At 69.5% G+C, this 21,158-nt stretch carries 21 protein-coding genes and 1 riboswitch; of the genes, 9 read left to right on the top strand and 12 right to left on the bottom strand.

What is annotated here, in order from left to right; translation table 11 throughout:
• Positions 1-42 precede the first annotated feature (42 nt).
• The 4 genes from I7X18_RS05335 to I7X18_RS05320 all read left to right on the top strand — a co-directional run bounded on the left by I7X18_RS05335 (position 43) and on the right by I7X18_RS05320 (position 3,539).
• Positions 43-447, top strand: a complete 405-nt coding sequence (locus I7X18_RS05335) for a YccF domain-containing protein (RefSeq protein ID WP_193044213.1) — start codon at positions 43-45, stop codon at positions 445-447.
• A complete protein-coding gene (gene moaA / locus I7X18_RS05330) occupies positions 444-1,496 on the top strand; it encodes a GTP 3',8-cyclase MoaA (RefSeq protein WP_193044214.1) in 1,053 nt (350 codons plus the stop codon). The genes I7X18_RS05335 and moaA overlap by 4 nt, the downstream gene beginning before the upstream one ends.
• Before the next feature lies 1 nt (position 1,497).
• Positions 1,498-1,764 carry a MoaD/ThiS family protein gene (locus I7X18_RS05325; RefSeq protein WP_193044972.1) on the top strand — a complete coding sequence of 89 codons (267 nt, stop codon included), beginning with the start codon at positions 1,498-1,500 and terminating at the stop codon, positions 1,762-1,764.
• 217 nt (positions 1,765-1,981) lie between these two features.
• A riboswitch (cyclic di-AMP (ydaO/yuaA leader) is annotated at positions 1,982-2,186 on the top strand.
• Positions 2,187-2,195: 9 nt separating this feature from the next.
• On the top strand, positions 2,196-3,539 hold the full coding sequence (locus I7X18_RS05320) for a transglycosylase family protein (protein WP_193044215.1): 1,344 nt from the start codon (positions 2,196-2,198) through the stop codon (positions 3,537-3,539).
• 6 nt (positions 3,540-3,545) lie between these two features.
• Here the strand turns inward: I7X18_RS05320 and I7X18_RS05315 are convergent, their stop codons facing one another.
• The 4 genes from I7X18_RS05315 to I7X18_RS05300 are packed head-to-tail and all read right to left on the bottom strand — an operon-like array spanning position 3,546 to position 5,154.
• Positions 3,546-3,974 (bottom strand): molybdenum cofactor biosynthesis protein MoaE, encoded by a 429-nt coding sequence (locus I7X18_RS05315; protein WP_193044216.1) that lies wholly within the window; start codon positions 3,972-3,974, stop codon positions 3,546-3,548.
• Positions 3,971-4,450, bottom strand: a complete 480-nt coding sequence (locus I7X18_RS05310) for a MogA/MoaB family molybdenum cofactor biosynthesis protein (protein ID WP_193044217.1) — start codon at positions 4,448-4,450, stop codon at positions 3,971-3,973. The genes I7X18_RS05315 and I7X18_RS05310 overlap by 4 nt, the downstream gene beginning before the upstream one ends.
• A complete protein-coding gene (gene moaC, locus I7X18_RS05305) occupies positions 4,447-4,875 on the bottom strand; it encodes a cyclic pyranopterin monophosphate synthase MoaC (protein WP_226863059.1) in 429 nt (142 codons plus the stop codon). Before moaC ends, I7X18_RS05310 begins: the two co-directional genes overlap by 4 nt.
• A gap of 57 nt (positions 4,876-4,932) precedes the next feature.
• On the bottom strand, positions 4,933-5,154 hold the full coding sequence (locus tag I7X18_RS05300) for a hypothetical protein (RefSeq protein WP_193044973.1): 222 nt from the start codon (positions 5,152-5,154) through the stop codon (positions 4,933-4,935).
• Positions 5,155-5,189: 35 nt separating this feature from the next.
• Here I7X18_RS05300 and I7X18_RS05295 point away from each other — a divergent pair, with 35 nt between their 5' ends.
• Positions 5,190-7,481 carry a helicase-associated domain-containing protein gene (locus I7X18_RS05295; RefSeq protein ID WP_193044219.1) on the top strand — a complete coding sequence of 764 codons (2,292 nt, stop codon included), beginning with the start codon at positions 5,190-5,192 and terminating at the stop codon, positions 7,479-7,481.
• Between the two features lie 7 nt (positions 7,482-7,488).
• Positions 7,489-9,138, top strand: coding sequence for a DNA repair helicase XPB (locus tag I7X18_RS05290; protein WP_193044220.1), 1,650 nt, complete (start codon positions 7,489-7,491; stop codon positions 9,136-9,138).
• A 27-nt stretch (positions 9,139-9,165) separates the two neighbouring features.
• Here the strand turns inward: I7X18_RS05290 and eat are convergent, their stop codons facing one another.
• Positions 9,166-10,569, bottom strand: coding sequence for an ethanolamine permease (gene eat, locus I7X18_RS05285; protein ID WP_193044221.1), 1,404 nt, complete (start codon positions 10,567-10,569; stop codon positions 9,166-9,168).
• A 135-nt stretch (positions 10,570-10,704) separates the two neighbouring features.
• Here eat and I7X18_RS05280 point away from each other — a divergent pair, with 135 nt between their 5' ends.
• Complete coding sequence (locus I7X18_RS05280; protein WP_193044222.1) at positions 10,705-11,241, top strand: hypothetical protein; 537 nt, start codon at positions 10,705-10,707, stop codon at positions 11,239-11,241.
• A 7-nt stretch (positions 11,242-11,248) separates the two neighbouring features.
• Here the strand turns inward: I7X18_RS05280 and I7X18_RS05275 are convergent, their stop codons facing one another.
• Together I7X18_RS05275 and I7X18_RS05270 are read right to left on the bottom strand one after the other, a co-directional pair.
• Positions 11,249-11,593 carry a cupin domain-containing protein gene (locus I7X18_RS05275; protein ID WP_193044223.1) on the bottom strand — a complete coding sequence of 115 codons (345 nt, stop codon included), beginning with the start codon at positions 11,591-11,593 and terminating at the stop codon, positions 11,249-11,251.
• A gap of 122 nt (positions 11,594-11,715) precedes the next feature.
• Positions 11,716-12,651 carry a LysR family transcriptional regulator gene (locus I7X18_RS05270; protein ID WP_193044224.1) on the bottom strand — a complete coding sequence of 312 codons (936 nt, stop codon included), beginning with the start codon at positions 12,649-12,651 and terminating at the stop codon, positions 11,716-11,718.
• Between the two features lie 92 nt (positions 12,652-12,743).
• Here I7X18_RS05270 and I7X18_RS05265 point away from each other — a divergent pair, with 92 nt between their 5' ends.
• Complete coding sequence (locus I7X18_RS05265) at positions 12,744-13,466, top strand: SDR family NAD(P)-dependent oxidoreductase (RefSeq protein WP_193044225.1); 723 nt, start codon at positions 12,744-12,746, stop codon at positions 13,464-13,466.
• 41 nt (positions 13,467-13,507) lie between these two features.
• Here I7X18_RS05265 and I7X18_RS05260 read toward each other — a convergent pair whose 3' ends face one another.
• A complete protein-coding gene (locus I7X18_RS05260; RefSeq protein WP_193044226.1) occupies positions 13,508-14,497 on the bottom strand; it encodes an LLM class F420-dependent oxidoreductase in 990 nt (329 codons plus the stop codon).
• Between the two features lie 82 nt (positions 14,498-14,579).
• Between I7X18_RS05260 and I7X18_RS05255 the strand changes: the two genes are divergently transcribed.
• Positions 14,580-15,005, top strand: coding sequence for a pyridoxamine 5'-phosphate oxidase family protein (locus tag I7X18_RS05255; protein WP_193044227.1), 426 nt, complete (start codon positions 14,580-14,582; stop codon positions 15,003-15,005).
• A gap of 35 nt (positions 15,006-15,040) precedes the next feature.
• On the opposite strand, the gene I7X18_RS05250 is transcribed toward I7X18_RS05255, so the two are convergent.
• The 4 genes from I7X18_RS05250 to I7X18_RS05235 all read right to left on the bottom strand — a co-directional run bounded on the left by I7X18_RS05250 (position 15,041) and on the right by I7X18_RS05235 (position 21,130).
• A complete protein-coding gene (locus I7X18_RS05250) occupies positions 15,041-16,507 on the bottom strand; it encodes a class I adenylate-forming enzyme family protein (RefSeq protein ID WP_193044228.1) in 1,467 nt (488 codons plus the stop codon).
• Positions 16,508-16,601: 94 nt separating this feature from the next.
• Positions 16,602-18,758, bottom strand: a complete 2,157-nt coding sequence (locus I7X18_RS05245) for a 3-hydroxyacyl-CoA dehydrogenase NAD-binding domain-containing protein (RefSeq protein WP_193044229.1) — start codon at positions 18,756-18,758, stop codon at positions 16,602-16,604.
• 2 nt (positions 18,759-18,760) lie between these two features.
• The gene (locus I7X18_RS05240) at positions 18,761-19,972 is read right to left on the bottom strand and encodes an acetyl-CoA C-acetyltransferase (RefSeq protein WP_193044230.1); all 1,212 of its coding nucleotides are present in this window, start codon (positions 19,970-19,972) and stop codon (positions 18,761-18,763) included.
• 51 nt (positions 19,973-20,023) lie between these two features.
• Positions 20,024-21,130, bottom strand: coding sequence for an alkene reductase (locus I7X18_RS05235; RefSeq protein WP_193044231.1), 1,107 nt, complete (start codon positions 21,128-21,130; stop codon positions 20,024-20,026).
• Positions 21,131-21,158: the final 28 nt, after the last annotated feature.

Raw genomic sequence — 21,158 nt, 5'->3', positions numbered from 1 at the left:
GGTAGGCTTTGTCCCACCGCTGCAGGAAGAAGTGCGCCCGATATGCGAGTACTACTCAACGTCATCTGGTTGATCTTCGGAGGCCTGTGGCTCGCGCTGGGTTACGCGGTGGCGGGGATCCTCTGCTTCGTCCTCATCATCACCATCCCGTTCGGGTTCGCCGCGTTCCGCATCGCGTCGTACGCGTTGTGGCCGTTCGGCCGCACCATCGTCGAGAAGCCGGGTCCCCGTCCGGGCGCGGTCGTCGGCAACGTCATCTGGGTGCTGCTGTTCGGCATCTGGCTCGCGATCGGCCACATCATCAGCGCGGCGGCGATGGCCGTCACGATCATCGGCATCCCCCTCGCGCTGGCCAACCTCAAACTCATCCCGGTCTCGCTGGTGCCGCTCGGCAAGGAGATCGTCCCTGTCGACCCGCCGGTGCCCGCCATGCGAGCCGCCGCGTGACCGTGACCGCGCTCGGCGTCCCGACCATCCAACGGCCGGCCGCCGGCATGCCCACGACCGGACCGCTGGTCGACACCTTCGGCCGGATCGCCACCGACCTGCGCGTATCGCTGACCGACCGCTGCAATCTGCGCTGCACGTACTGCATGCCCGCCGAGGGCCTGAACTGGCTGCCGGGCGAACAACTCCTGCGCGCCGACGAACTGACCCGGCTCTTGCGCATCGCGGTGACCCGCCTTGGCATCACCAACGTGCGCTTCACCGGCGGTGAACCGCTGGTGGTGCGCCACCTGGAGGACGTGGTGGCCGCGACCGGTGCGCTGCGCCCGCGCCCGGAGATGGCGATGACCACCAACGGTCTCGGTCTCGCGCGGCGGGCACAGGCACTCAAAGACGCCGGCCTGGACCGGGTCAACGTCTCACTCGACAGCGTCGACGCCGCCCACTTCGCGCGCATCACCCGCCGCGACCGGCTTCACGACGTCCTCGCCGGGCTGGCCGCGGCCAAGGAGGCCGGCCTGACACCGGTCAAGGTCAACGCCGTCCTCGACCCCGTCACCGGCCTCGACGACGCGATCTCGCTGCTGCGCTTCTGCCTCGATCACGGCTACCAACTGCGCATCATCGAGCAGATGCCGCTCGACGCCGAACATCAGTGGCAGCGCGGACGCTCGCTGGAGGCGGCCGGCATCCTGGCCGCCCTGCGCAGGCACTTCACGCTGACACCCGACTCGAAGCCGCGTGGGTCGGCCCCGGCCCAGCTGTGGCGGGTCGACGGCGGTACGTCGACGGTCGGGGTGATCGCGTCGGTGTCCGAGGCGTTCTGCGCGGCGTGTGACAGGACCCGGCTCACTGCCGACGGCCAGGTGCGCAACTGTCTGTTCGCGCGCGAGGAGAGCGATCTGCGGCGGCTGTTGCGTAGCGGCGCCGACGACGACGCGATCGAGCAGGCGTGGCGTGCCGCGATGTGGACGAAAGCTGCCGGCCACGGTATCAACGACGAGGGCTTCGAGCAGCCCGACCGGCCGATGAGCGCGATCGGTGGGTGAGGTGTCGACCACGACGACGATCCGTGTCGCGGTCCGATTCTTCGCCGCCGCACGTGCGGCCGCAGGCACCGACGGCGAGACGCTGACCGTTGCGCCAGGCACCACCGTTCAGGCGTTGGTCGACGAATTAGCTTCGCGCACTCCGGAATTGAGCCGAGTGCTGGCGCGGTGTTCGTATCTCTGCGACGGAGTCGCCGTCCGGAATCCGGGGATGGCGCTACTCAACGCGCAGACGATCGATGTACTTCCCCCGTTCGCGGGCGGATAACCGTGATTTATATCACATCACGGAATGGTCACGAACTGGCTATGGCGTAGTTCACGGTCGGGAACACCTGCGGAAACAACAAGCCAACCTGCGCCTTTAGAGGCCTTTTAAGATTTGCTGTAGCGGAAAACGCCGAGGTCGAGAAAAGGTGACGGGTGCGCGGTGAGCGGTTACCGTTCTGTCCCAGGCCAGTCGACCCAGATCATCTGGCCCGCCCCGCCCGGCAGCGCCGAGCTCCATCCGTCGAAGCGGGGGACCACGAGCCACCTGGATGGAGGCGGGGGACCCACCGGTCCACCGAAGGACCTGGGGCCGCTAGCGGCCCCTTGGGGTGAAGCCGAGATCGGGCAACCGACATCGGCCGGGTGACCTCTCCCACCCGAACCCGACAGCTGACCTCGCGGGCGCCTACGAGAGGATTCATCGCACTTATGAGTGGACGGCATCGCAAGCCCACGAACCCAGCAGTAAGCGTCGCCAAGATCGCCTTCACCGGCGCTGTCATCGGCGGCGGAGGCCTCGCCCTCGCGGGCCAGGCCGGTGCCGCCACCGACGGCGAATGGGATCGGGTCGCGTCCTGCGAATCCGGCGGCAACTGGGCCATCAACACCGGCAACGGCTACCACGGTGGCCTGCAGTTCTCCCCCAGCACCTGGTCCGGCCACGGCGGCAGCGAGTTCGCGCCGACCGCATTCCTGGCGACCAAGGAAGAGCAGATCGCGGTCGCCGAGCGGGTGCTGGCCAGCCAGGGCAAGGGCGCATGGCCCTCCTGCGGCGGCCCGCTCTCCGGTGCGACCCCGCGCAATCTGGTCGAGCAGCCGCTCGATGCCGCGCCGCTCAACGGCGTGCTGCCTCCCCCGCCGCCGATCAATCCGTTCGCTCCGCCGCCCCCGCCGCCGCCCGCACCCTTCGACGCGATGGCCGCCCCGGCACCGCTGCCCCCGGCTCCGTTGCCCCCCGAGGCCGTGGCGCCGGCTCCGGTACCCCCGCCGGCCGCACCGTTCGACGCGATGGCCGCCCCGGCTCCGTTGCCGCCTGCCCCGCTGCCGCCCGCACCGGCGCCGCTGCCCCCGCCGCCCCCTGCGGCCCCGCTCGCTGCACCGCTGCCGCCGGCGCCCGCACCGGTCGACCCCGCCGCCTGGGCCGCTCCGGCTCCGGCTCCGCTGGATGCGCCGCTGCCCCCGCCGCCCGCGCCGGTAGACAGCGCGGTGGCCGCGGCCGCCGCGAACTGGGACACCACCGTCGCACCGGCGCCGGATCAGCCGCAGCCACAGATCTGGTCGCTCGGCGTTCCCGCTCCGCTGCAGCCGGCTCCGCCGGCACCGGCCCCCGCGCCGGCACCGGCCCCCGCTCCCGTTCCTGCCCCCGCTCCCGTGGCCGCCCCGGCTCCGGATCCGATGGCCCCGCTCAATGCGGTCAACGTGCCCCAGCCGGTGTTCGACGCGGCCAACCAGCTCGCGAGTGGTGAGGTTCCCGCCGTGCCCGCGGGCCTGCCCCCGGTCCCCACCGAGGTGCCGCACCTGGCGAGCCCGCAGAACCTGCCGCCGGGAACGACGGTCGACCCTGCGCAGGTGCCCGGGCAGAGCCCGAACGTCACCTACCTCAAGGAGATCTGGCACGCGATCCAGACCCAGGAGATCTCGGGTGCCGATGCGCTGCTGGCGCTGACCCAGCGGCCGCTGGACACCCCCGACCCGGGTGGACCGCCGCCGATCCTTCCGGTCGCCCCGCCTGCTCCGGCGCCCGCGCCGGCTCCGGTCCCGCCGCCCGCCTGAGTCGGGTCAGGCCGAGTTCACCCACTCGTCGGAGCCGTCGCCGAAGAACTGGTGTTTCCACACCGGTATCCGGTCCTTGACGGCGTCGACGAGCCGGGAACAGGTGTCGAACGCCGCCCTGCGATGGTCCGCTGCCACAGCGGCCACCAGGGCGGCGTCGCCTATTTCGAGGGGTCCCACCCGGTGGCTGACGGCAATCGCGCGCACACCATCGGTTTCGGCGGCGAGTTCGGCGGCGACCTCCGCGAGGACCTGTGCGGCGCTGGGGTGCGCGGAGTACTCGAGCCGCGTGACGCCGCGCCCGCCGTCGTGGTCGCGGACGACACCGGCGAAACTCACGACGGCACCGGCGGATTCGTGGGCCACCAGCTCTTCGTGCTCGGCCAGGTCGATCGGCTGTTCGGTCACTGCGGCGCGGAGCACGACGGCGGTCATCGCGGGTGGTCCTTTCCGGCGAGTTGATCCAGGGCGTGGTCGAGAACGTCGGCGAGCACGGACAGCCCGTCCTTCACGCCGCCGGGCGATCCGGGCAGGTTCACCACCAGGGTGCGTCCGACCACACCGCAGATGCCGCGCGACAGCACCGCGGTCGGCACCTTCGGCAGCCCCGCCCGCCGGATGGCCTCGGCCAGCCCGGGCAGTTCGTAGTCGATGACGGCGGCGGTGGCCTGCGGGGTGGCGTCGGTCGGCGAGATGCCGGTGCCACCGGAGGTGATCACCACGTCGACGCCGTCGGTGACCGCGGCGCGCAGGGCATCTTCGACGGGTGCGCCGTCGGGCACCAGGACCGCAGCGGCCGTCTGGACACCGCGTGCGTTCAGCCAGTCGACGACAAGGGGGCCGGTCCGGTCCTCGTAGACGGCCGCGGCGGCCCGGGTGGACGCGATGACGACACGGCCGACTCGATTCACGTCCGCGTCCAGGTGCCGGTCTTTCCGCCCTCTTTGCGCAGCACCGCGATGTCGTCGATGCGGGCGGCGGGGTCGACCGCCTTGAGCATGTCGTACACCGTGAGCGCGGCGACGCTGACCGCCGTCAGCGCTTCCATCTCCACGCCGGTGCGGTCGGTGGTGCGCACGGTCGCGGTGATGCGCACGTGGCTCTCGCCGATCTCGAAGTCGATGTCCACGCCGGTCAGCGCCAGCTGATGGCACAGCGGGATCAGGTCGCTGGTGCGTTTGGCGGCCATGATGCCGGCCACCCGCGCCGTCGCGAGCGCGTCACCTTTCGGTAGCCCGCCGGACGCGATCATCGCGACGACGTCGGGCCGGGTGTGCAGCGTGCCCGCGGCGACGGCGGTGCGTCTGGTGGCGTCCTTCGCGCTGACGTCGACCATGTGCGCCGCGCCGGACTCGTCGAGGTGCGAAAGCCCGTGCTGCGAGCCGCCGGTCACTTACTTGTTGACGACTGTGACGGGATGCAGGTACGGCAGCTCGTCGGCCGGCAGCGGGAAGGTCAGATCGCCGAAGGGCGAGAGCGCCCCGACGCGGTCGGTGGCGAGTTCGCTCACGGCGTGCTCGTCACCGTCGAGGTGAGCGGGCCACCCCGGATCGACGTACTGCTTCTTCGATTTCTTGTCAGCCACGTCCACATTGTGGCAAACGCGGCGGCGCATGGCGAGGTCGGGCGGCTGCTTTACGCTGGTCAGCAATGACAGCACACACTCCGCCGTCGGGCAGGAGCGAAGCGACTCGGGGCAGCACCGGCGTCCCCCTGGGCGCCTGGTTGGCCCAACTACCCGACGACCGGCTGATCCGGCTGCTGGATTTGCGCCCTGACCTGACCCAGCCGCCGCCGGGCACCATCGCCGCGCTGGCCGCGAGAGCGACGTCGCGGCAGTCGGTCAAGGCCGCCACCGACGACCTCGACTTCCTGCGGCTGGCCGTGCTGGATGCGCTGTTGGTGCTGCATGCGGACACCGCGGCGGTGCCGTTGACCAAGCTGTCGGAGCTGATCGGCGCGCGCGCCGACGAAGGGTCGATCAGCGCGGCGGTCGACGATCTGCGCGCGCGGGCGCTGGTGTGGGGTGACGACGAGGTGCGGGTGGCGGCCGAGGCCGTGTCGGGGTTGCCGTGGTACCCGGGCCAGGCCGTCGTGGAGATGACTGAACACAGCGTCGACGACATCGCGCGCATGCTGGCCGGACTCGACACCGCACAGCGCGACCTGTTGGACCGGCTGCTCGAGGGTTCGCCGGTGGGCCGCACCCGGGATGCGGCGCCCGGCACACCTGCGGACCGGCCGGTGCAGCGGCTGCTCGCCGCGGGGCTGCTCCGCCAGGTCGACGACGACACCGTGATCCTGCCCCGCCTGGTCGGCCAGGTGCTGCGCGGCGAGGTCCCCGGGCCGGCGGAGTTGACCCCGCCCGATCCCGTCACCTCGTCGACGACGATCGCCGACGTCGACGCGGTCGCGGCCGGAGCGGCCATCGACCTGCTGCGTGAGGTCGACGTGGTGCTCGAGGCGCTGTCGGCGGCCCCGGTGCCGGAACTACGCAGCGGCGGCCTCGGGGTCCGTGACCTCAAACGCCTCACCAAGGCCACGGGTATCGACGAGCGACGGCTGGGCCTCATCCTGGAGGTGGCGGTGGCGGCCGGCCTGCTCGCGGCCGGGATGCCCGACCCCGACCCGGGTGACGGGACGGGCACGTTCTGGGCGCCGACGGTGGCGGCCGACCGGTTCATCGAATCGCCGACGGCGGTGCGCTGGCATCTGCTCGCCTCGACGTGGCTGGATCTGCCCGGCAGGCCGGGGCTGGTCGGCAGCCGTGGGCCGGACGGCAAGCCGTATGCGGCGCTTTCAGATTCGCTGTACTCGACGGCCGCTCCGCTGGACCGCCGGCTGTTGTTGTCGGTGCTGGCCGACCTGCCTGCCGGCTCGGGGGTGGACGCCGCGTCGGCCTCACGGGCGATGATCTGGCGCCGACCCCGGTGGGCGGTGCGGTTGCAGCCCGAGCCCGTCAGCGGCCTGCTCACCGAGGCGCACGCGCTGGGCATGGTGGGCCGCGGGGCGATCGCGTCGCCCATCCGCAGACTGCTGGCCGGCGACCTGGCCGAGGATGTCGTGGCGGCCATGGCGAAGGTGCTGCCCGCACCGATCGACCATTTCCTGGTGCAGGCCGATCTCACGGTCGTCGTCCCCGGGCCGCTCGAACGCGATCTCGCCGAGCAGTTGTCCGCCGTCGCCGCCGTGGAGTCGGCCGGTGCGGCGATGGTGTATCGGGTCAGCGAGGCGTCGATCCGCCGCGCGCTCGACACCGGCAGGACCGCGAGTGAACTGCACGCGTTCTTCGGCCGGCATTCGAAAACCCCGGTGCCACAGGGTCTGACCTATCTGATCGACGACGTCGCGCGCCGTCACGGCCAGTTGCGTGTCGGTATCGCGGCGTCGTTCGTGCGATGTGAGGACGCGGCGCTGCTGGCCCAGGCGGTGGCCGCACCGGCGACCGACGCGGTGGAGCTGCGCCTGCTGGCGCCGACGGTGGCGGTGTCCCAGGCGCCGATCGCCGACGTGCTCGCCGCCCTGCGCAATGCGGGGCTCGCCCCCGCCGCCGAGGATTCGTCCGGCGCTATCGTCGACGTCCGATCCCGCGGTGCGCGCGTGGCCGCGCCGGGTCGGCGGCGGGTGTACCGGCCGGCGCCCACGCCGACCACCCAGACGCTCGGCGCGATCGTGGCGGTGTTGCGCAAGGTCGCCGCCGCGCCCACCGGGAACATGCGGCTCGATCCCGGCGTTGCGATTACGCAGTTGCAGGAAGCGGCGCTACAGCAGACCTCGGTGGTGATCGGCTACGTCGATCCGGCCGGGGTGGCCACCCAGCGGGTGGTGGCGCCGGTAAACGTCCGCGGCGGCCAGTTGACCGCCTACGATCCGGCATCCGGGCGGGTGCGCGAGTTCGCCATTCACCGTGTGACTTCGGTGGTGTCGGCCGAGAACGAATAATGGAGCTATGACAGACGGTCCTTTGATCGTGCAGTCCGACAAGACGGTGCTGCTCGAGGTCGATCACGAGCAGGCCGGTGCGGCTCGCGCGGCGATCGCCCCTTTCGCCGAGCTCGAGCGCGCGCCCGAGCACATCCACACCTATCGCATCACCCCGCTGGCGTTGTGGAACGCCCGCGCCGCAGGTCACGACGCCGAGCAGGTGGTCGATGCCCTGGTGTCCTTCTCCCGCTACGCGGTCCCCCAGCCCCTGCTGGTCGACATCGTCGACACCATGGCCCGCTACGGCCGGCTACAGCTGATGAAGAGCCCGGTTCACGGGCTGGTGCTGGTCAGCCTGGATCGCGCGGTGCTCGAAGAGGTGCTCCGCAACAAGAAGATCGCCCCGATGCTGGGGGCCCGCATCGACGACGACACGGTGATCGTGCACGGGAGCGAGCGCGGCCGCGTCAAGCAGATGCTGCTCAAGATCGGCTGGCCGGCCGAGGACCTCGCCGGGTACGTCGACGGTGAACGACACCCGATCGACCTGCGGCAGGACGGCTGGGAGCTGCGCGACTACCAGGAGATGGCGACCGATTCGTTCTGGTCGGGCGGCTCGGGTGTGGTGGTGCTGCCGTGCGGGGCGGGCAAGACACTCGTGGGTGCGGCGGCGATGGCCAAGGCCGGCGCGACCACACTCATCCTGGTCACGAACACCGTGGCGGGGCGGCAGTGGAAACGCGAACTGATTGCGCGCACGACGCTGACCGAAGAGGAGATCGGCGAGTACTCCGGCGAGAAGAAGGAGATCCGGCCCGTCACGATCGCCACCTATCAGGTGATCACCCGGCGCACCAAGGGTGAGTACCGCCACCTGGAGCTGTTCGACAGCCGCGACTGGGGGCTGATCATCTACGACGAGGTCCACCTGCTGCCCGCGCCGGTGTTCCGGATGACGGCGGATCTCCAGTCGCGCCGCCGCCTCGGGTTGACCGCCACGCTGATCCGCGAGGACGGCCGCGAGGGCGACGTGTTCAGCCTGATCGGGCCGAAGCGGTACGACGCCCCGTGGAAGGACATCGAGGCCCAGGGCTGGATCGCGCCGGCCGAGTGCATCGAGGTGCGGGTGACGATGACGGACAACGAGCGCATGCTCTACGCCGTCGCCGAACCCGAGGAGCGCTACAAGCTGTGCTCGACCGTGCACACGAAGATCGCGGTGGTGCGATCGATCCTGGAGCGCCACAAGGGTGAGCAGACGCTGGTGATCGGCGCCTATCTCGACCAACTCGAGGAATTGGGCCGGGAACTGGACGCCCCGGTGATCCAGGGGTCGACGAAGAACGCCGAACGCGAATTGCTGTTCGACCAGTTCCGCCGCGGCGAGATCTCGACGCTGGTGGTCTCCAAGGTCGCGAACTTCTCCATCGATCTTCCGGAAGCCTCTGTCGCCGTTCAGGTTTCGGGGACGTTCGGCTCGCGCCAGGAAGAGGCGCAGCGGCTGGGCCGGCTGCTGCGGCCCAAACACGACGGTGGCGGCGCGGTGTTCTACTCGGTGGTCTCGCGCGACAGCCTCGATGCGGAGTATGCCGCGCACCGGCAGCGGTTCCTCGCCGAGCAGGGCTACGGCTACGTCATCAAGGACGCCGACGATCTGTTGGGCCCCGCGATCTGAGGCCGTGTCGCGCCATTCGTTTCCTGATCAGCTGATGTCCTTCTCCGCATCGGCCAGCGCGGCGAATTCCTCGTCGGGCGAATTCGCCACGAGGTGGTGGCGGCTGTAGATCCCGAAGTAGGCCATGAACGCGGCGAACACCACCAGGCACCAGGTGGCCGCGGTGCTGTCTACGAGGAAAGTCGCGACCACCGCCAGGGCGGCGATGACGAGGGCGAAGCCGGTGGTGACGACGCCGCCCGGCGTGCGGTACGGCCGGGGCATGTCGGGTTCACGCACCCGCAGCGCGATGTGGCTGACCATCATCAGCACGTAGGACAGCGCAGCGCCGAACACCGCCATGTTGAGCAGCATCGCGCCCTGCCCGGTCAGCGACAGGATGAAGCCGATGATGCCGGGCACCACCAGCGCCAGCGTCGGCGCCTTGCGCGAGTTGACCACCGACAGCCGCTTGGGCAGATACCCCGCACGTGACAGCGCGAACAGTTGACGCGAGTAGGCGTAGATGATCGAGAAGAAGCTCGCGATCAACCCGGCCAGGCCGATGTAGTTGACCACCTTGGCCATGGCCGTGTCGCCGAGCGCCTCCACAAGCGGGTTGCCCGACGCGCTGATCAGCTCCGCCCCGCCGGAGCCGGCCGCCAGCACCAGCACGGCGCTGCCGGTCACCAACAGCACCGCCATCGCCGCGAGGATCCCCCGCGGCACGTTGCGCGAGGGATCCTTGGCCTCCTCGGCGGCGAGCGGCACACCTTCGATGGCGAGGAAGAACCAGATCGCAAACGGCACGGCGGCCCAGATCCCCAGGTAGCCGAACGGCAGGAACGACGAGGCGCCCGCCGCGTCGGTGGGCGCGATGTCGGTGAGGTTCGCGGGGTCGAATCTCCCGACCGCCGCGACGGCGAAGATGATCAGGCCGGCCAGCGCGATTGCCGTGATGACGAACATGACCTTGAGCGCTTCGCCGACGCCGCTGAGATGGATCCCGATGAACAACAGGTACACCGCCAGATACACCCACCAGCCGTCGGTGATGCCGAAGAGTCCGAGCGATTCGACGTAGGCGCCGATGAATGTGGCGATGGCGGCCGGGGCGATAGCGTACTCGATGAGAATGGCTGTGCCCGTGGCGAATCCGCCCCACGGTCCGAGCGCGCGGCGGGCGAAGGTGTAGCCGCCGCCCGCGGCAGGCAGCGCTGAGGACATCTCTGCCATTCCCAACACCATCGCCAGGTACATGCCGGCGATGATCACGCCCGCGATCAACAGCCCACCGAAGCCGCCCTCGGCGAGCCCGAAGTTCCATCCCGAGTAGTCGCCGGAGATCACGTACCCGACGCCGAGGCCGGCAAGGAGAACCCAGCCGGCGGTGCCCTGCTTGAGCGTCCGTTTGGCGAGGTACTCGCTGGACTCGCTGTGCGTGGTGTCCACCTGACGATGCTAGGCCGGGCGACGGGGTCGTATCAGCGGTTCGGGCCTCTGTGGGGTGCGTCCCTTGGTTGTCTTGCCGCCGTGAACGTCGGCGTGCCGGCGCGGCGACGGCCGGAACACGCTAGCCTCACACCCATGATCGGACGACAGCGCAGCCGCGCCGCCTCGACCACGCACGCGGCCAAGCTGGTCCTGGCCGGCGCGGCCGTCGGTCTCGGCGCACTGGCGCTGGCGGGCCCCGCTGTCGCGCAACCCGCCCCACCGCCGGTGCCTGCGCCCGCGCCGCCACCGGTCGGGCCGCCGCCGGTGCCGCAGGTCCAGAACCCGGTGTACGGCTCGGGTGACGGTCCGCTGGGCTTCCTGCGCGATGCCTGGCATCAGGCGCAGAACCCGTACGGGATGGGCATGCCGGATCAGATGCCCGCGTACACGCCGCCGCCGCCCGGAGCCGGTCCGCCGCCCCCGCTGCCGCCCGGGTACTCGTCCTTCACCGCCCCCGAGTCCTCGACGCCGGCCCTGGCGCCCGCAGAGGGACCCGAAGTCACGGGTCCGCCGCTCCCCGAGGGGTACTACCCGCTCGACGGCCCGCCGCCGCCCGGGTACTTCGATCCGCCGCCGCCCCCCGCGCCGGCCGCGCCCCCCGCGCCGCCGAAGATCATCGCGGGTCCCTGACTCGCCCCTACGTGTGCGGGCCGACGGCCTTCATGACGGTCAGCAGCACCACGGAGTCCTCCAGCGCGTGCAGCCCGTGGCGGGTCTTGGGGATGACGATCAGATCGCCTGCGCTGCCCTCCCAGCCTGAGTCGCCGGCGTCGAGCCGGACGCGGCCGTGCAACACCTGCAGCGTGGCTTCCTCGGGTGCCTCATGCTCGTGCAGGTCCTGATCTGCGGCCAACGCGATCAGCGTCTGCCGCAGCGAGTGCTCGTGGCCGCCGTAGACGGTGTGGGCACTGCGCCCGCTGCTGTGGGACCGGGCGGTCTCCAGATGTTCGCGGACCAGGGCTGTGAGTGAGATCTTCTCCATGACTGACTAGTTCCCCCTTCGGGCCAGGGCAAATCAGCTCAGCGCCGCATCACGGCAGGCGGAGCCTCCCACCTGCGAGGGAATCGGTCAGCCAGCTCCCCGGGCCGGCGCCGTTGGTGGTGCTAGCCGCCGCCGCGGTGGTCGCGGGGGTGATGCGGATCGTCGGCGGGCAACCAGACCGACGCGTCACCCACCCCGAGATCGCCGGCGTCGCGGGTGAATTCGTCGATGACGGCCTGCACCACGGGGTTGGCCTCGCCGCGCCGCCACACCAGCGACCACGTCCACAGCGGTGACGGATCGACCACCGCACGGCGCACCAGACCCCTGGGCAGCGCCTCGTCCTGACCCTTCGGGTTGTTCAGAACGGGGCGCCGGAGTTGGCGGACGTGTTCGAAGAAGGTCGGCCCGGTGACGCCGCCGTCATCGGTGCGCATGACGCGCGCTCCCGTCGCTGCGGCGAACTGTTCGCCGTAGCGATTCCACGACGACCAGCGTTGCGCATCGGTGTCGACCATGACCACGGTGTCGGCGGCCGCCACAGGCGCGTCGTCGGCGCCTGCCTGCAGCGCGTACAAGCGCTCCACCCCGATCAGTCGGGCCTCGAGCGCCAAGGAATCCAGGTCGCTGTTCTGCACCCAGCAGATCGCCAGGTCGAGACTGCCGTCCGCCACCCGGGCGGCCTGGGTGTGTGAGGGCATGACCCAGGTGTCGACGCGCAGCTGGGCCACGCCGGCAGCCCGCTGCGCCCAGTCGGTCGGACACCAGTTCACGTATCCGATGCGCACCGGGTCCGAGGTGGCCAAACCCACGGCGCGCCTGCGGAATTCATCGGCCTGCGCGACCAGTGCGCGCGCGTCGGGCAGCAGGGCGGCCCCCGCCGGGGTGATTGCGACGGATCGGCGGTCCCGTTCGAACAACGTGACCTTCAGATCGCGTTCGAGGGCCTTGATCTGCTGGGACAGTGACGGCCCCGCGATGCGCAGGCGCTCCGCTGCCCGAGCGAAGTTCAACTCGTCGGCGACGGTGACGAAGTACCGCAGCTGCCGCAGCTCCACGGCCAGCAGCGTAGTAGGCGCAGGCTCCCAGGAGAGAGCGAAGTGGTCGATCAGACCGGCATCATCTGGCCGGCGCCATTGTTGACCAGAGCATGACTACTTCACATTCGCAGCACTCATCCACCCGCGTCGCGCTCATCACCGGCGCGTCCCAAGGAATTGGCGCCGGCCTGCTTGAGCGTTACCGAAAGCTCGGTTTCGCCGTCGTCGCCAACTCACGCGGCATCGCCCCGAGCGATGACCCGATGGTGCTGACGGTGCCGGGCGATATCTCGCAGCCAGGCGTGGGCCAACGCCTCGTCGACGCCGCCCTCGAGCGGTTCGGCCGCATCGACACCGTGGTGAACAACGCTGGCATCTTCGTCGCGAAACCGTTCACCGAGTACACCGACGCCGATTTCGACGCCGTCACCGGAGTGAACCTGCGGGGCTTCTTCGAGGTGTCACGCGCCGCGCTCGCAGCGATGGGCGAGGGCGGCCATCTGGTCAACATCTCCACCAGCCTGGTGGACCAGGCCAACTCGCAGGTGCCCTCGGCGCTCGCGTCACTGACCAAGGGCGGCCTCAACGCCGCGACGAAGTCCTTGGCGGTGGAGTACGCCCGGCGCGGAATCCGGGTCAACGCCGTTGCCTTGGGCGTCATCCGCACCCCCATGCACGACCCGTCCTCGTACGAGGCATTGGCGACGCTGAACCCCACCGGCCGCATGGGCGAGATCGACGACGCGGTCGACGCTGTCATCTATTTGGAGAACGCTCCGTTCGTCACCGGCGAGATCCTGCACGTGGACGGTGGTCAGAGTGCCGGGCATTGATGTCGTCCGCCGCGTCATGGACGAGTGGCGGGCATACCAGGCTAGCTCAGTGCCGGGATGACCTTCTGCTCGAACATCTCGATGCCCGACCTGTCGTAGGCCGCTTCGGGAAAGTACAGGATGGCGTATTCGCAGCCCAGGTCACGCATGCGTGCCAGCTTCTCGATGGCCTGGTCGGTTGTGCCACTGGCTGACTCGGGTGCCGTCACGCTGGCCAGCATGGCATCGACCGCCTCCTCGTCGGCCACCCCGACCTGCCGCTCCCGGACCCGCTTGACCCGCGCGGCGACGTCGTCGTCGGAATCCCCGATCACGGCGTTGAAGTTCGCCGATCGCACGATCGCGTCGTAGTCGGTGCCGACGTCGCGGCAGTGCCCGGCCAGCACCTTCGACTTGTGTTCGAATCCGGCCGGTTCGGAGGTGAAGTTGGTGTACTGCGCGTACTTCGCGGCGATACGCAGCGTGACCTTCTCACCGCCGCCGGCGATCCACAGTGGGATACCGTTGTCCTGCAGCGGCTTCGGCTGCACGATCGCATCGGTGACCTGGTAGTGCTTACCGTCGAGGGTGACCCGGCCGTCACGCCAGGCGTCGCGCATGATCTGCACGCCCTCGTCCAGCCTGCCGAGCCGGGCACCTGCCGAAGGGAACCCGTATCCGTAAGCGCGCCATTCGTGTTCGTACCATCCGCCGCCGATACCCATCTGCACCCGGCCGCCGGAGATGACGTCCACGGTGGCGGCGACCTTGGCCAGGTAGGCCGGGTTGCGGTAGCTCATCGCCGTACACATCTGACCGAGTTTGATCCGCGACGTCGTCGCCGCGTAGGCGGCCATCAGCGACCACGCTTCGTGGGTGGCCTCGCCGGTCGGCACCGGGACGGTGTGGAAGTGGTCGTAGACCCACAGCGAATCCCACGCGGTGCCGTCGGCGTAGGCGGCCAGGTCCGACATGACCCGCCAGTGCTCGGCCGCCGGGATACCGACGAGGTCGAGCCGCCAACCCTGCGGAATGAACAGTCCGAAGCGCATGACACCCGACTGTAGACCCGCACCCGGGCGTTTCCCGGCGACTTCGCAGACAGTGTCGGCGGGCGTGATTACCCTCGCGAACATGGCCCTATCGAAAGACGACCGCGAACAGTTCCTCGCCGAACCCCATGTCGCCGCGCTCTCGGTGTCCGCAGGACCGGACCGCGGCCCGTTGACCGTCCCGGTCTGGTACCAGTACTCCCCCGGCGGTGAGCCGTGGGTGCTGACCGGCGCCGGTTCACGAAAACACCGGTTGATCGAGGCAGCCGGTTGTTTCTCGCTGATGGTCGAACGTGTCGAACCGTCGGTGCGCTATGTCGCCGTAGACGGTCCGGTCAGCCGTATCGAACCCGCCACCGACGATGATCTCGTCGAGGTGACCAAACGCTATCTGCCGCCCGAGGCGGTGGAGCCCTATCTGGAGATGGCCCGCCGCGAGCACGGCGAGAGCGTGGTGATCCACCTTCGTCCGCAGCACTGGTTGTCGTCGGACCTCGGCTCGTTCTGATGGCGGGACCGCAGCGGTAAGGGTTCGGCGCGCTATTACCTGTTCTCCCGGACGGTGTCGTAGAGCGCCGCGACGTCGGGCAGCCGCACCTTGAGCGACGGCGTCCGCGGCAGTTCGTCGACGGTGACGACGGCGACGGGCACGTGGTGCACGGGCAGCGCGGCGCGCACCCATTCCCGCAGTTCCTCCGAACCCGGAACCGGTTGTCTCCGTGCTGGTTCCACCGCCGCGAACGGCACCTGCCCCAACCGGTCGTCGGGCACACCGACCACGCATGCGTCGCGTACGCCGGGATGGGTGAGCAGCACTCGGCGCACCGTCTCGGGCAGGATCTTGAACCCGCCGCGGATGATGGCGCCGTCGGCCCGGCCGTGCAGGGTGACGAACCCGTCGCCGTCCACCGACGCGATGTCGGTAGTGCGGATCCAGTCCGGGGACAGCACAGCGATCCGCGCCTCGAGCACCCCCTGTTCGCCGGGGGGCACTTCGGCGCCGGTCACCGGGTCGACGATGCGCACCTGTGTATCGGGCAACGGGCGGCCCACACTGTCCCGTTTGGAGTCCCCGAACTCCTCGACCATCCCGGGCGTCCACGCGCACACGGATCCGGCGAATTCCGTTGCGCCGTACGCCAACCGGATGGGAACCCGGTAGCGCTGCTCGAACTCGTCGCGAGTCGCCGGGTCGAGTGGGCCGGACGCGCTGGTCAGGAACTGCAGGGACGTAAGGGCCTCGGCGGGTACGTCGGCGTCGAGCAACATCCGCACGACCGCAGGTTGGACACCGGCCCGCGGGATCTTGTGCGTGCGCACCACCCGCACCCAGTCGTCGACGCTGAACCTCTCCAGCAGCACGAGGCGCTTACCGGTGGCGAAACCCGCGATGAGCTGACAGACTCCGATGCCGCCGAACGGCCAGTACGCCAGCTCCGGCGGGTCATCCGGCGATGCGAACAACCCGCCCGTCACGCTGAACACCGTCCGTTCCAGCACGGCCTCGCCGATCGGCTGCCGCTTCGGCGGCCCTGTGGTGCCGGAGGTGAGGATCGACAGCCCCGCGGACGGGGACGAGGGTCCCGGTGCGCCGCGGCCGGGGGTTACCACGCGTGCACCCTGCGCCGAGATCGCCACTCCCCCAACGCCACAACGGGCCGTGGCGGCGATCACCGGTTCCGTCCAGTCCTGGGCGTCGGCGACGACGCCGGCCGGTCGAACCCGTTCGACGTCACGGGCGATCGCCTCGGGTGACTGGAAGGAGTAGATCATCGACACCCACCGCCCGCCGGCGAGAGACCCGGCGATGGCCGCCGCGTGCGGCAGCCGGTTGCGCACCACCAGACCGATCGGCGCGCGCGCGTCGACGCCGGCCTCGCGCAGGGCTGCGTCGACGGCGGCCGCGTAGCCAGTGACATCGTCGCCGCTGTGCCAGCGGCCCTCGAACTCGATGCAGGGCCGCTCACCGTAACTCGCGAAACCCGCCGCGAATGTCTCGGTGAAGCTCACGGTGGTCAGGCTAACGCGGCGCCCGTGGCGAGCAGACGCAAAAGTGCCCAAAACCCGAGGATTTTGGGCACCTTTACGTCTGCTCGCGAGGGAACTACTTCGTCAGCGACTCCGGCGGGGTGAACCGGTCGCCGTAACGCTCGGCCAACTCGCGCGCCCGGGCCACGAAGGCCTCCTTGCCCGTGCCGAGCGCCCCTTCGTATCCGACGATGTACTGCGCGCTGCCGCCGGTGTAGGGCGGGTAGCCGATGCCCATGATCGAGCCGATGTTGGCGTCGGCGGTCGAGGTGAGCACGCCTTCGTCGAGGCACTTCTGGGTTTCGATGGCCTCGGCGAACAGCATCCGGTCGATCATGTCTTGCAATGGGATCGTGGAAGATCCCGCCTTGCCGGACTCGAACGTCTCCCGAAGGCCCGGCCACAGGCCGGTGCGCTTACCGTCGGCGTACTCGTAGAACCCGGCACCCTTCAGACGGCTGGGCCGGCCGATCTCGATCATCTTGTTGACCACGGCCTCGGCGGGATGCGGCTCGTAGGTGCCACCCGCGGCCTCCGCGCCTTTACGGCTCTCGGTGGCGATCTTCTGCATCAACTCGAGGTTGAGCTCGTCGGACAACTGCAGCGGCGGCGCTGGGTAGCCGGCCATGCTGCCTGCCCGTTCGATGCTCGCCGGCTCCACACCCTCGCCGAGCATCGCCAGCGCCTCGTTGACGAACGTGCCGATGACGCGGCTGGTGAAGAAGCCGCGGCTGTCGTTGACGACGATCGGCGTTTTGCCGATGGCAAGCGTGTAGTCGAACACCCGGGCCAGCGCCTCGTCAGAGGTCTTCTCGCCCTTGATGATCTCCACCAGCGGCATCTTGTCGACCGGAGAGAAGAAGTGGATGCCGACGAAGTCCTCCTGGCGCTTCACGCCGGTCGCCAGACCGGTGATCGGCAGCGTGGAGGTGTTCGACCCGAGCAGCGCGTTCGGCTCGACGATGTCCTCGATCTCCTGGAACACCTTGTGCTTGAGGTCGGTGTTCTCGAAGACGGCTTCGATCACGAAGTCGACGCCCTTGAGGTCCTGCGGGTCGCCGGTCGGGGTGATGCGAGCCAGCAGCGCGTCGGACTTCTCTTGCGTGGTCTTACCCCGCTCGAGCGCCTTGGCCTCGATCTTCTCGGAGTACGCCTTACCCTTCTGGGCGTTCTCCAGCGACACGTCCTTGAGCACCACGTCGTATCCGGCCTTGGCCGAGACGTAGGCGATGCCGGCGCCCATCATGCCCGCGCCGAGCACACCGATCTTGGTGATCTCCTGCTTGGCGATGCCGTCGGGACGTGAACCGCCGCCGTTGATGGTCTGCAGGTCCAGGAAGAACGCCTGGATCATGTTCTTGGCGACCTGTCCGGTGACCAGCGAGACGAAGTAGCGGCTCTCGATGCGGCTCGCCGACTCGAAGTCGACCTGGGCGCCCTCGACCGCGGCGTCGAGGATGGCGCGCGGTGCCGGCATCGGCGCACCCTTGAGCTGCTTCTTGAGCAGCGCGGGGAACGACGGCAGGATGCTCGCCAGACCCGGCGACGACGGGGTGCCGCCGGGCATCTTGTAGCCCTTGACATCCCACGGCTGGGTGTGCGACTCCGGGTTGGCCTTGATCCACGACTTGGCGGCCGGCACCAGTTCCTCGACGCTGCCGACCAATTCGTCGACCAGGCCGGTCTCCAGCGCCTTGGCGGGCTTGAAGCGGGTGCCCTGGCTCAGCACCTCCATGAACGCCTTCTGGATACCGAACATCCGCACCGTGCGCGTCACGCCGCCACCTCCGGGCAGCAGACCCAGCGTGACCTCGGGCAGGCCGATGACCGACCCCTTGACGTCGGCGGCGATGCGGTGATGGCACGCGAGCGCGATCTCCAGGCCGCCGCCGAGCGCGGCGCCGTTGATGGCGGCCACCACCGGCTTGCCGAGGGTCTCCAGCTTGCGCAGGTCAGCCTTGATCTCCTCGACGTTCTCGAACACCGCGGCCGCGTCGTCCGGGCCGGTGTTGATCATGCTCTTGAGGTCACCGCCGGCGAAGAAGGTCTTCTTCGCGCTGGTGATGACGACCCCGGTGATCGAATCCTTCTCGGCCACAAGGCGTTCGACGGCGTTGTGCATCGAGGACTTGTAGTGGTCGTTCATCACGTTGGCCGAACCGGTCGGATCGTCGAGCGTGAGGGTGACGATGCCGTCGGAGTCCTGCTCCCACTTGATGGTGTTCTCAGCCATGCTCAGACCCTCTCGATGATGGTGGCCACGCCCATGCCGCCGCCCACGCACAGCGTGATCAGCGCGCGCCGCGCACCGCGGCGTTCGAGCTCGTCGACCATGGTTCCGGTGATCATCGCGCCGGTCGCACCCAGCGGGTGGCCGAACGCGATGGCGCCGCCGTTGACGTTGAGTTTCTCGTCCGGGATGCCCAGGTCCTTCTGGAACTTCAGCACCACCGACGCGAAGGCCTCGTTCAGCTCGAACAGGTCGATGTCGTCGACGGTCAACCCGGCGCGGTCGAGCACCTTGCGCGTCGCCGGCGTCGGGCCGGTGAGCATGATGACCGGGTCGGCGCCGCTGGTGGCTGTGGCCACGATGCGCGCCCGCGGAGTCAATCCTTGGGACTGACCGGCTTTCTCGCTGCCGACGAGCACCAGCGCGGCGCCGTCGACGATGCCCGAGCTGTTACCGCCGGTGTGGACGTGGTTGATCTTCTCGATGTAGTGGTACTTCTGCAGCGCCACATCGTCGAAGCCGCCCATCGCGCCGATCCCGTCGAACGCGGTCTTGAGCTTGCCCAGGCTTTCGACCGTCGACCCGGGACGCATGTGCTCGTCGTGGTCGAGGATGACCAGACCGTTCTGGTCGCGCACCGGCACGACCGACTTGGCGAAGTAGCCGCCCGACCAGGCTGCGGCGGCACGCTCCTGCGAGCGCGCGGCGTAGGCGTCGACGTCCTCGCGCGAGAAGCCCTCGATGGTGGCGATCAGGTCGGCGCCGATGCCCTGAGGCACGAAGCCGATGCGGTAGTTGGTTTCCGGGTCCGCGGCCCAGGCGCCGCCGTCGGAACCCATCGGCACCCGGCTCATCGACTCCACGCCGCCGGCCAGCACCAGGTCGTCCCAACCCGAGCGCACCTTCTGTGCGGCGGTGTTGACCGCCTCCAGACCCGAGGCGCAGAACCGGTTGAGCTGCACGCCGCCGGTGGTGTCGGGCAGACCCGCGGCCAGCACCGCGGTACGGGCGATGTCACCGCCCTGGTCACCGACCGGGGACACCACACCGAGGATGACGTCGCTGATCAGTGTCTCGTCGAGGTCGGGGTGGCGGCGGCGCAGCTCGTCGATCAGACCGGTCACGAGGTTCAACGGCTTGACCTCGTGCAGCGAACCATTGCGTTGCTTACCGCGAGGCGTACGGATCGCCTCGTAGATGAAGGCTTCTTCAGACATACGCCGAGGGTAACAGCCTAAACCAACCTGTTGGTTGGCCGGTCCGCGCACTCAGGCCGACTCGCGTGCCTCCAACTCCGCGAGCGTCGGGTAGTCGATGTAGCCGACCGGACCGGGTGAATAGAACGTGGCGACGTCGGGTTCGTTCAGCTCGGCGCCCACGGTGAGCCGGTCGATGAGGTCGGGGTTGGCCAGGAACGCCCGTCCGACGGCGACCGCGCTGACCGCACCCCACTGGGCGAAGCTCTCCAGCTGGCAGAAGTCGGTGTCGGTCTCGCGTCCCGTGTTCAGCACGAACACCCCCGACCACAGCGCCCGGATCACCCCGAAGGTCGTCTGTGTCGGATCGATCAACACGTGCAGGTACGCCAGGCCGAGCGGGGCGATCCGGTCGAGCAGGGCTTCGTAGGTCGCGATCGGGTCGTTCTCCCGCACATCACCGACCCCGTTGCCGGGCGAGATGCGCAACCCGACACGGCCGGCCCCGATCTCGTCGACCACCGCCTCCACCACCTCGACGGTCAGCCGTGCGCGGTTCTCGGCTGTGCCGCCGTAAGCGTCGGTGCGCTGGTTGACGACGTCGGACTGGAACTGGTGCAGCAGGTAGCCGTTGGCTCCATGGATCTCCACCCCGTCCATACCGGCGTCGACGGCCCGGCGCGCGGCGGCCCGGAAGTCCGCGACGATCCGCGGGATCTCCTCCATCTCGAGCGCGTGTGGCACCACCAGTGGCTTCTTCCCGTCCGGTGTGTGTGCGGTCATGTCGGCGGCCACCGCCGACGGTGCGACGGGGTGCACACCGCTGATGTCGGGATGCCCCATCCGGCCGACGTGCCACAGCTGCATGAAGATGTGCCCACCCTCGTAGTGCACGGCGGAGGCCACCTGCGCCCACTTCTGCTGGTGGCGGTCGGTGTAGATGCCCGGGGTGTTGACGTAGGCGCCGTTGGCGCTCTTGGAGATCGCGGTCGCCTCGGTGATGACGATGCCGGCCGACGCCCGCTGCGCGTAGTACTGCGCGGCGAGGTAGGACGGTGTGCCGTCCGCCTGCGCGCGGGATCTGGTCAGCGGTGCCATGAAGAGCCGGTTCCCGGCGAGCGTGTCACCTACCTGGAGCGGTGCGAGCAGGGCTGCGTCGTCGTCGAATGTGAAAGCCACGTCGGTGCAGACGCCGTGCGGCCGGGAT

The organism is Mycolicibacterium baixiangningiae (assembly GCF_016313185.1).
GTDB classification, from domain to species: domain Bacteria; phylum Actinomycetota; class Actinomycetes; order Mycobacteriales; family Mycobacteriaceae; genus Mycobacterium; species Mycobacterium baixiangningiae.
This window is presented reverse-complemented; position numbering and strand designations above follow the sequence as displayed.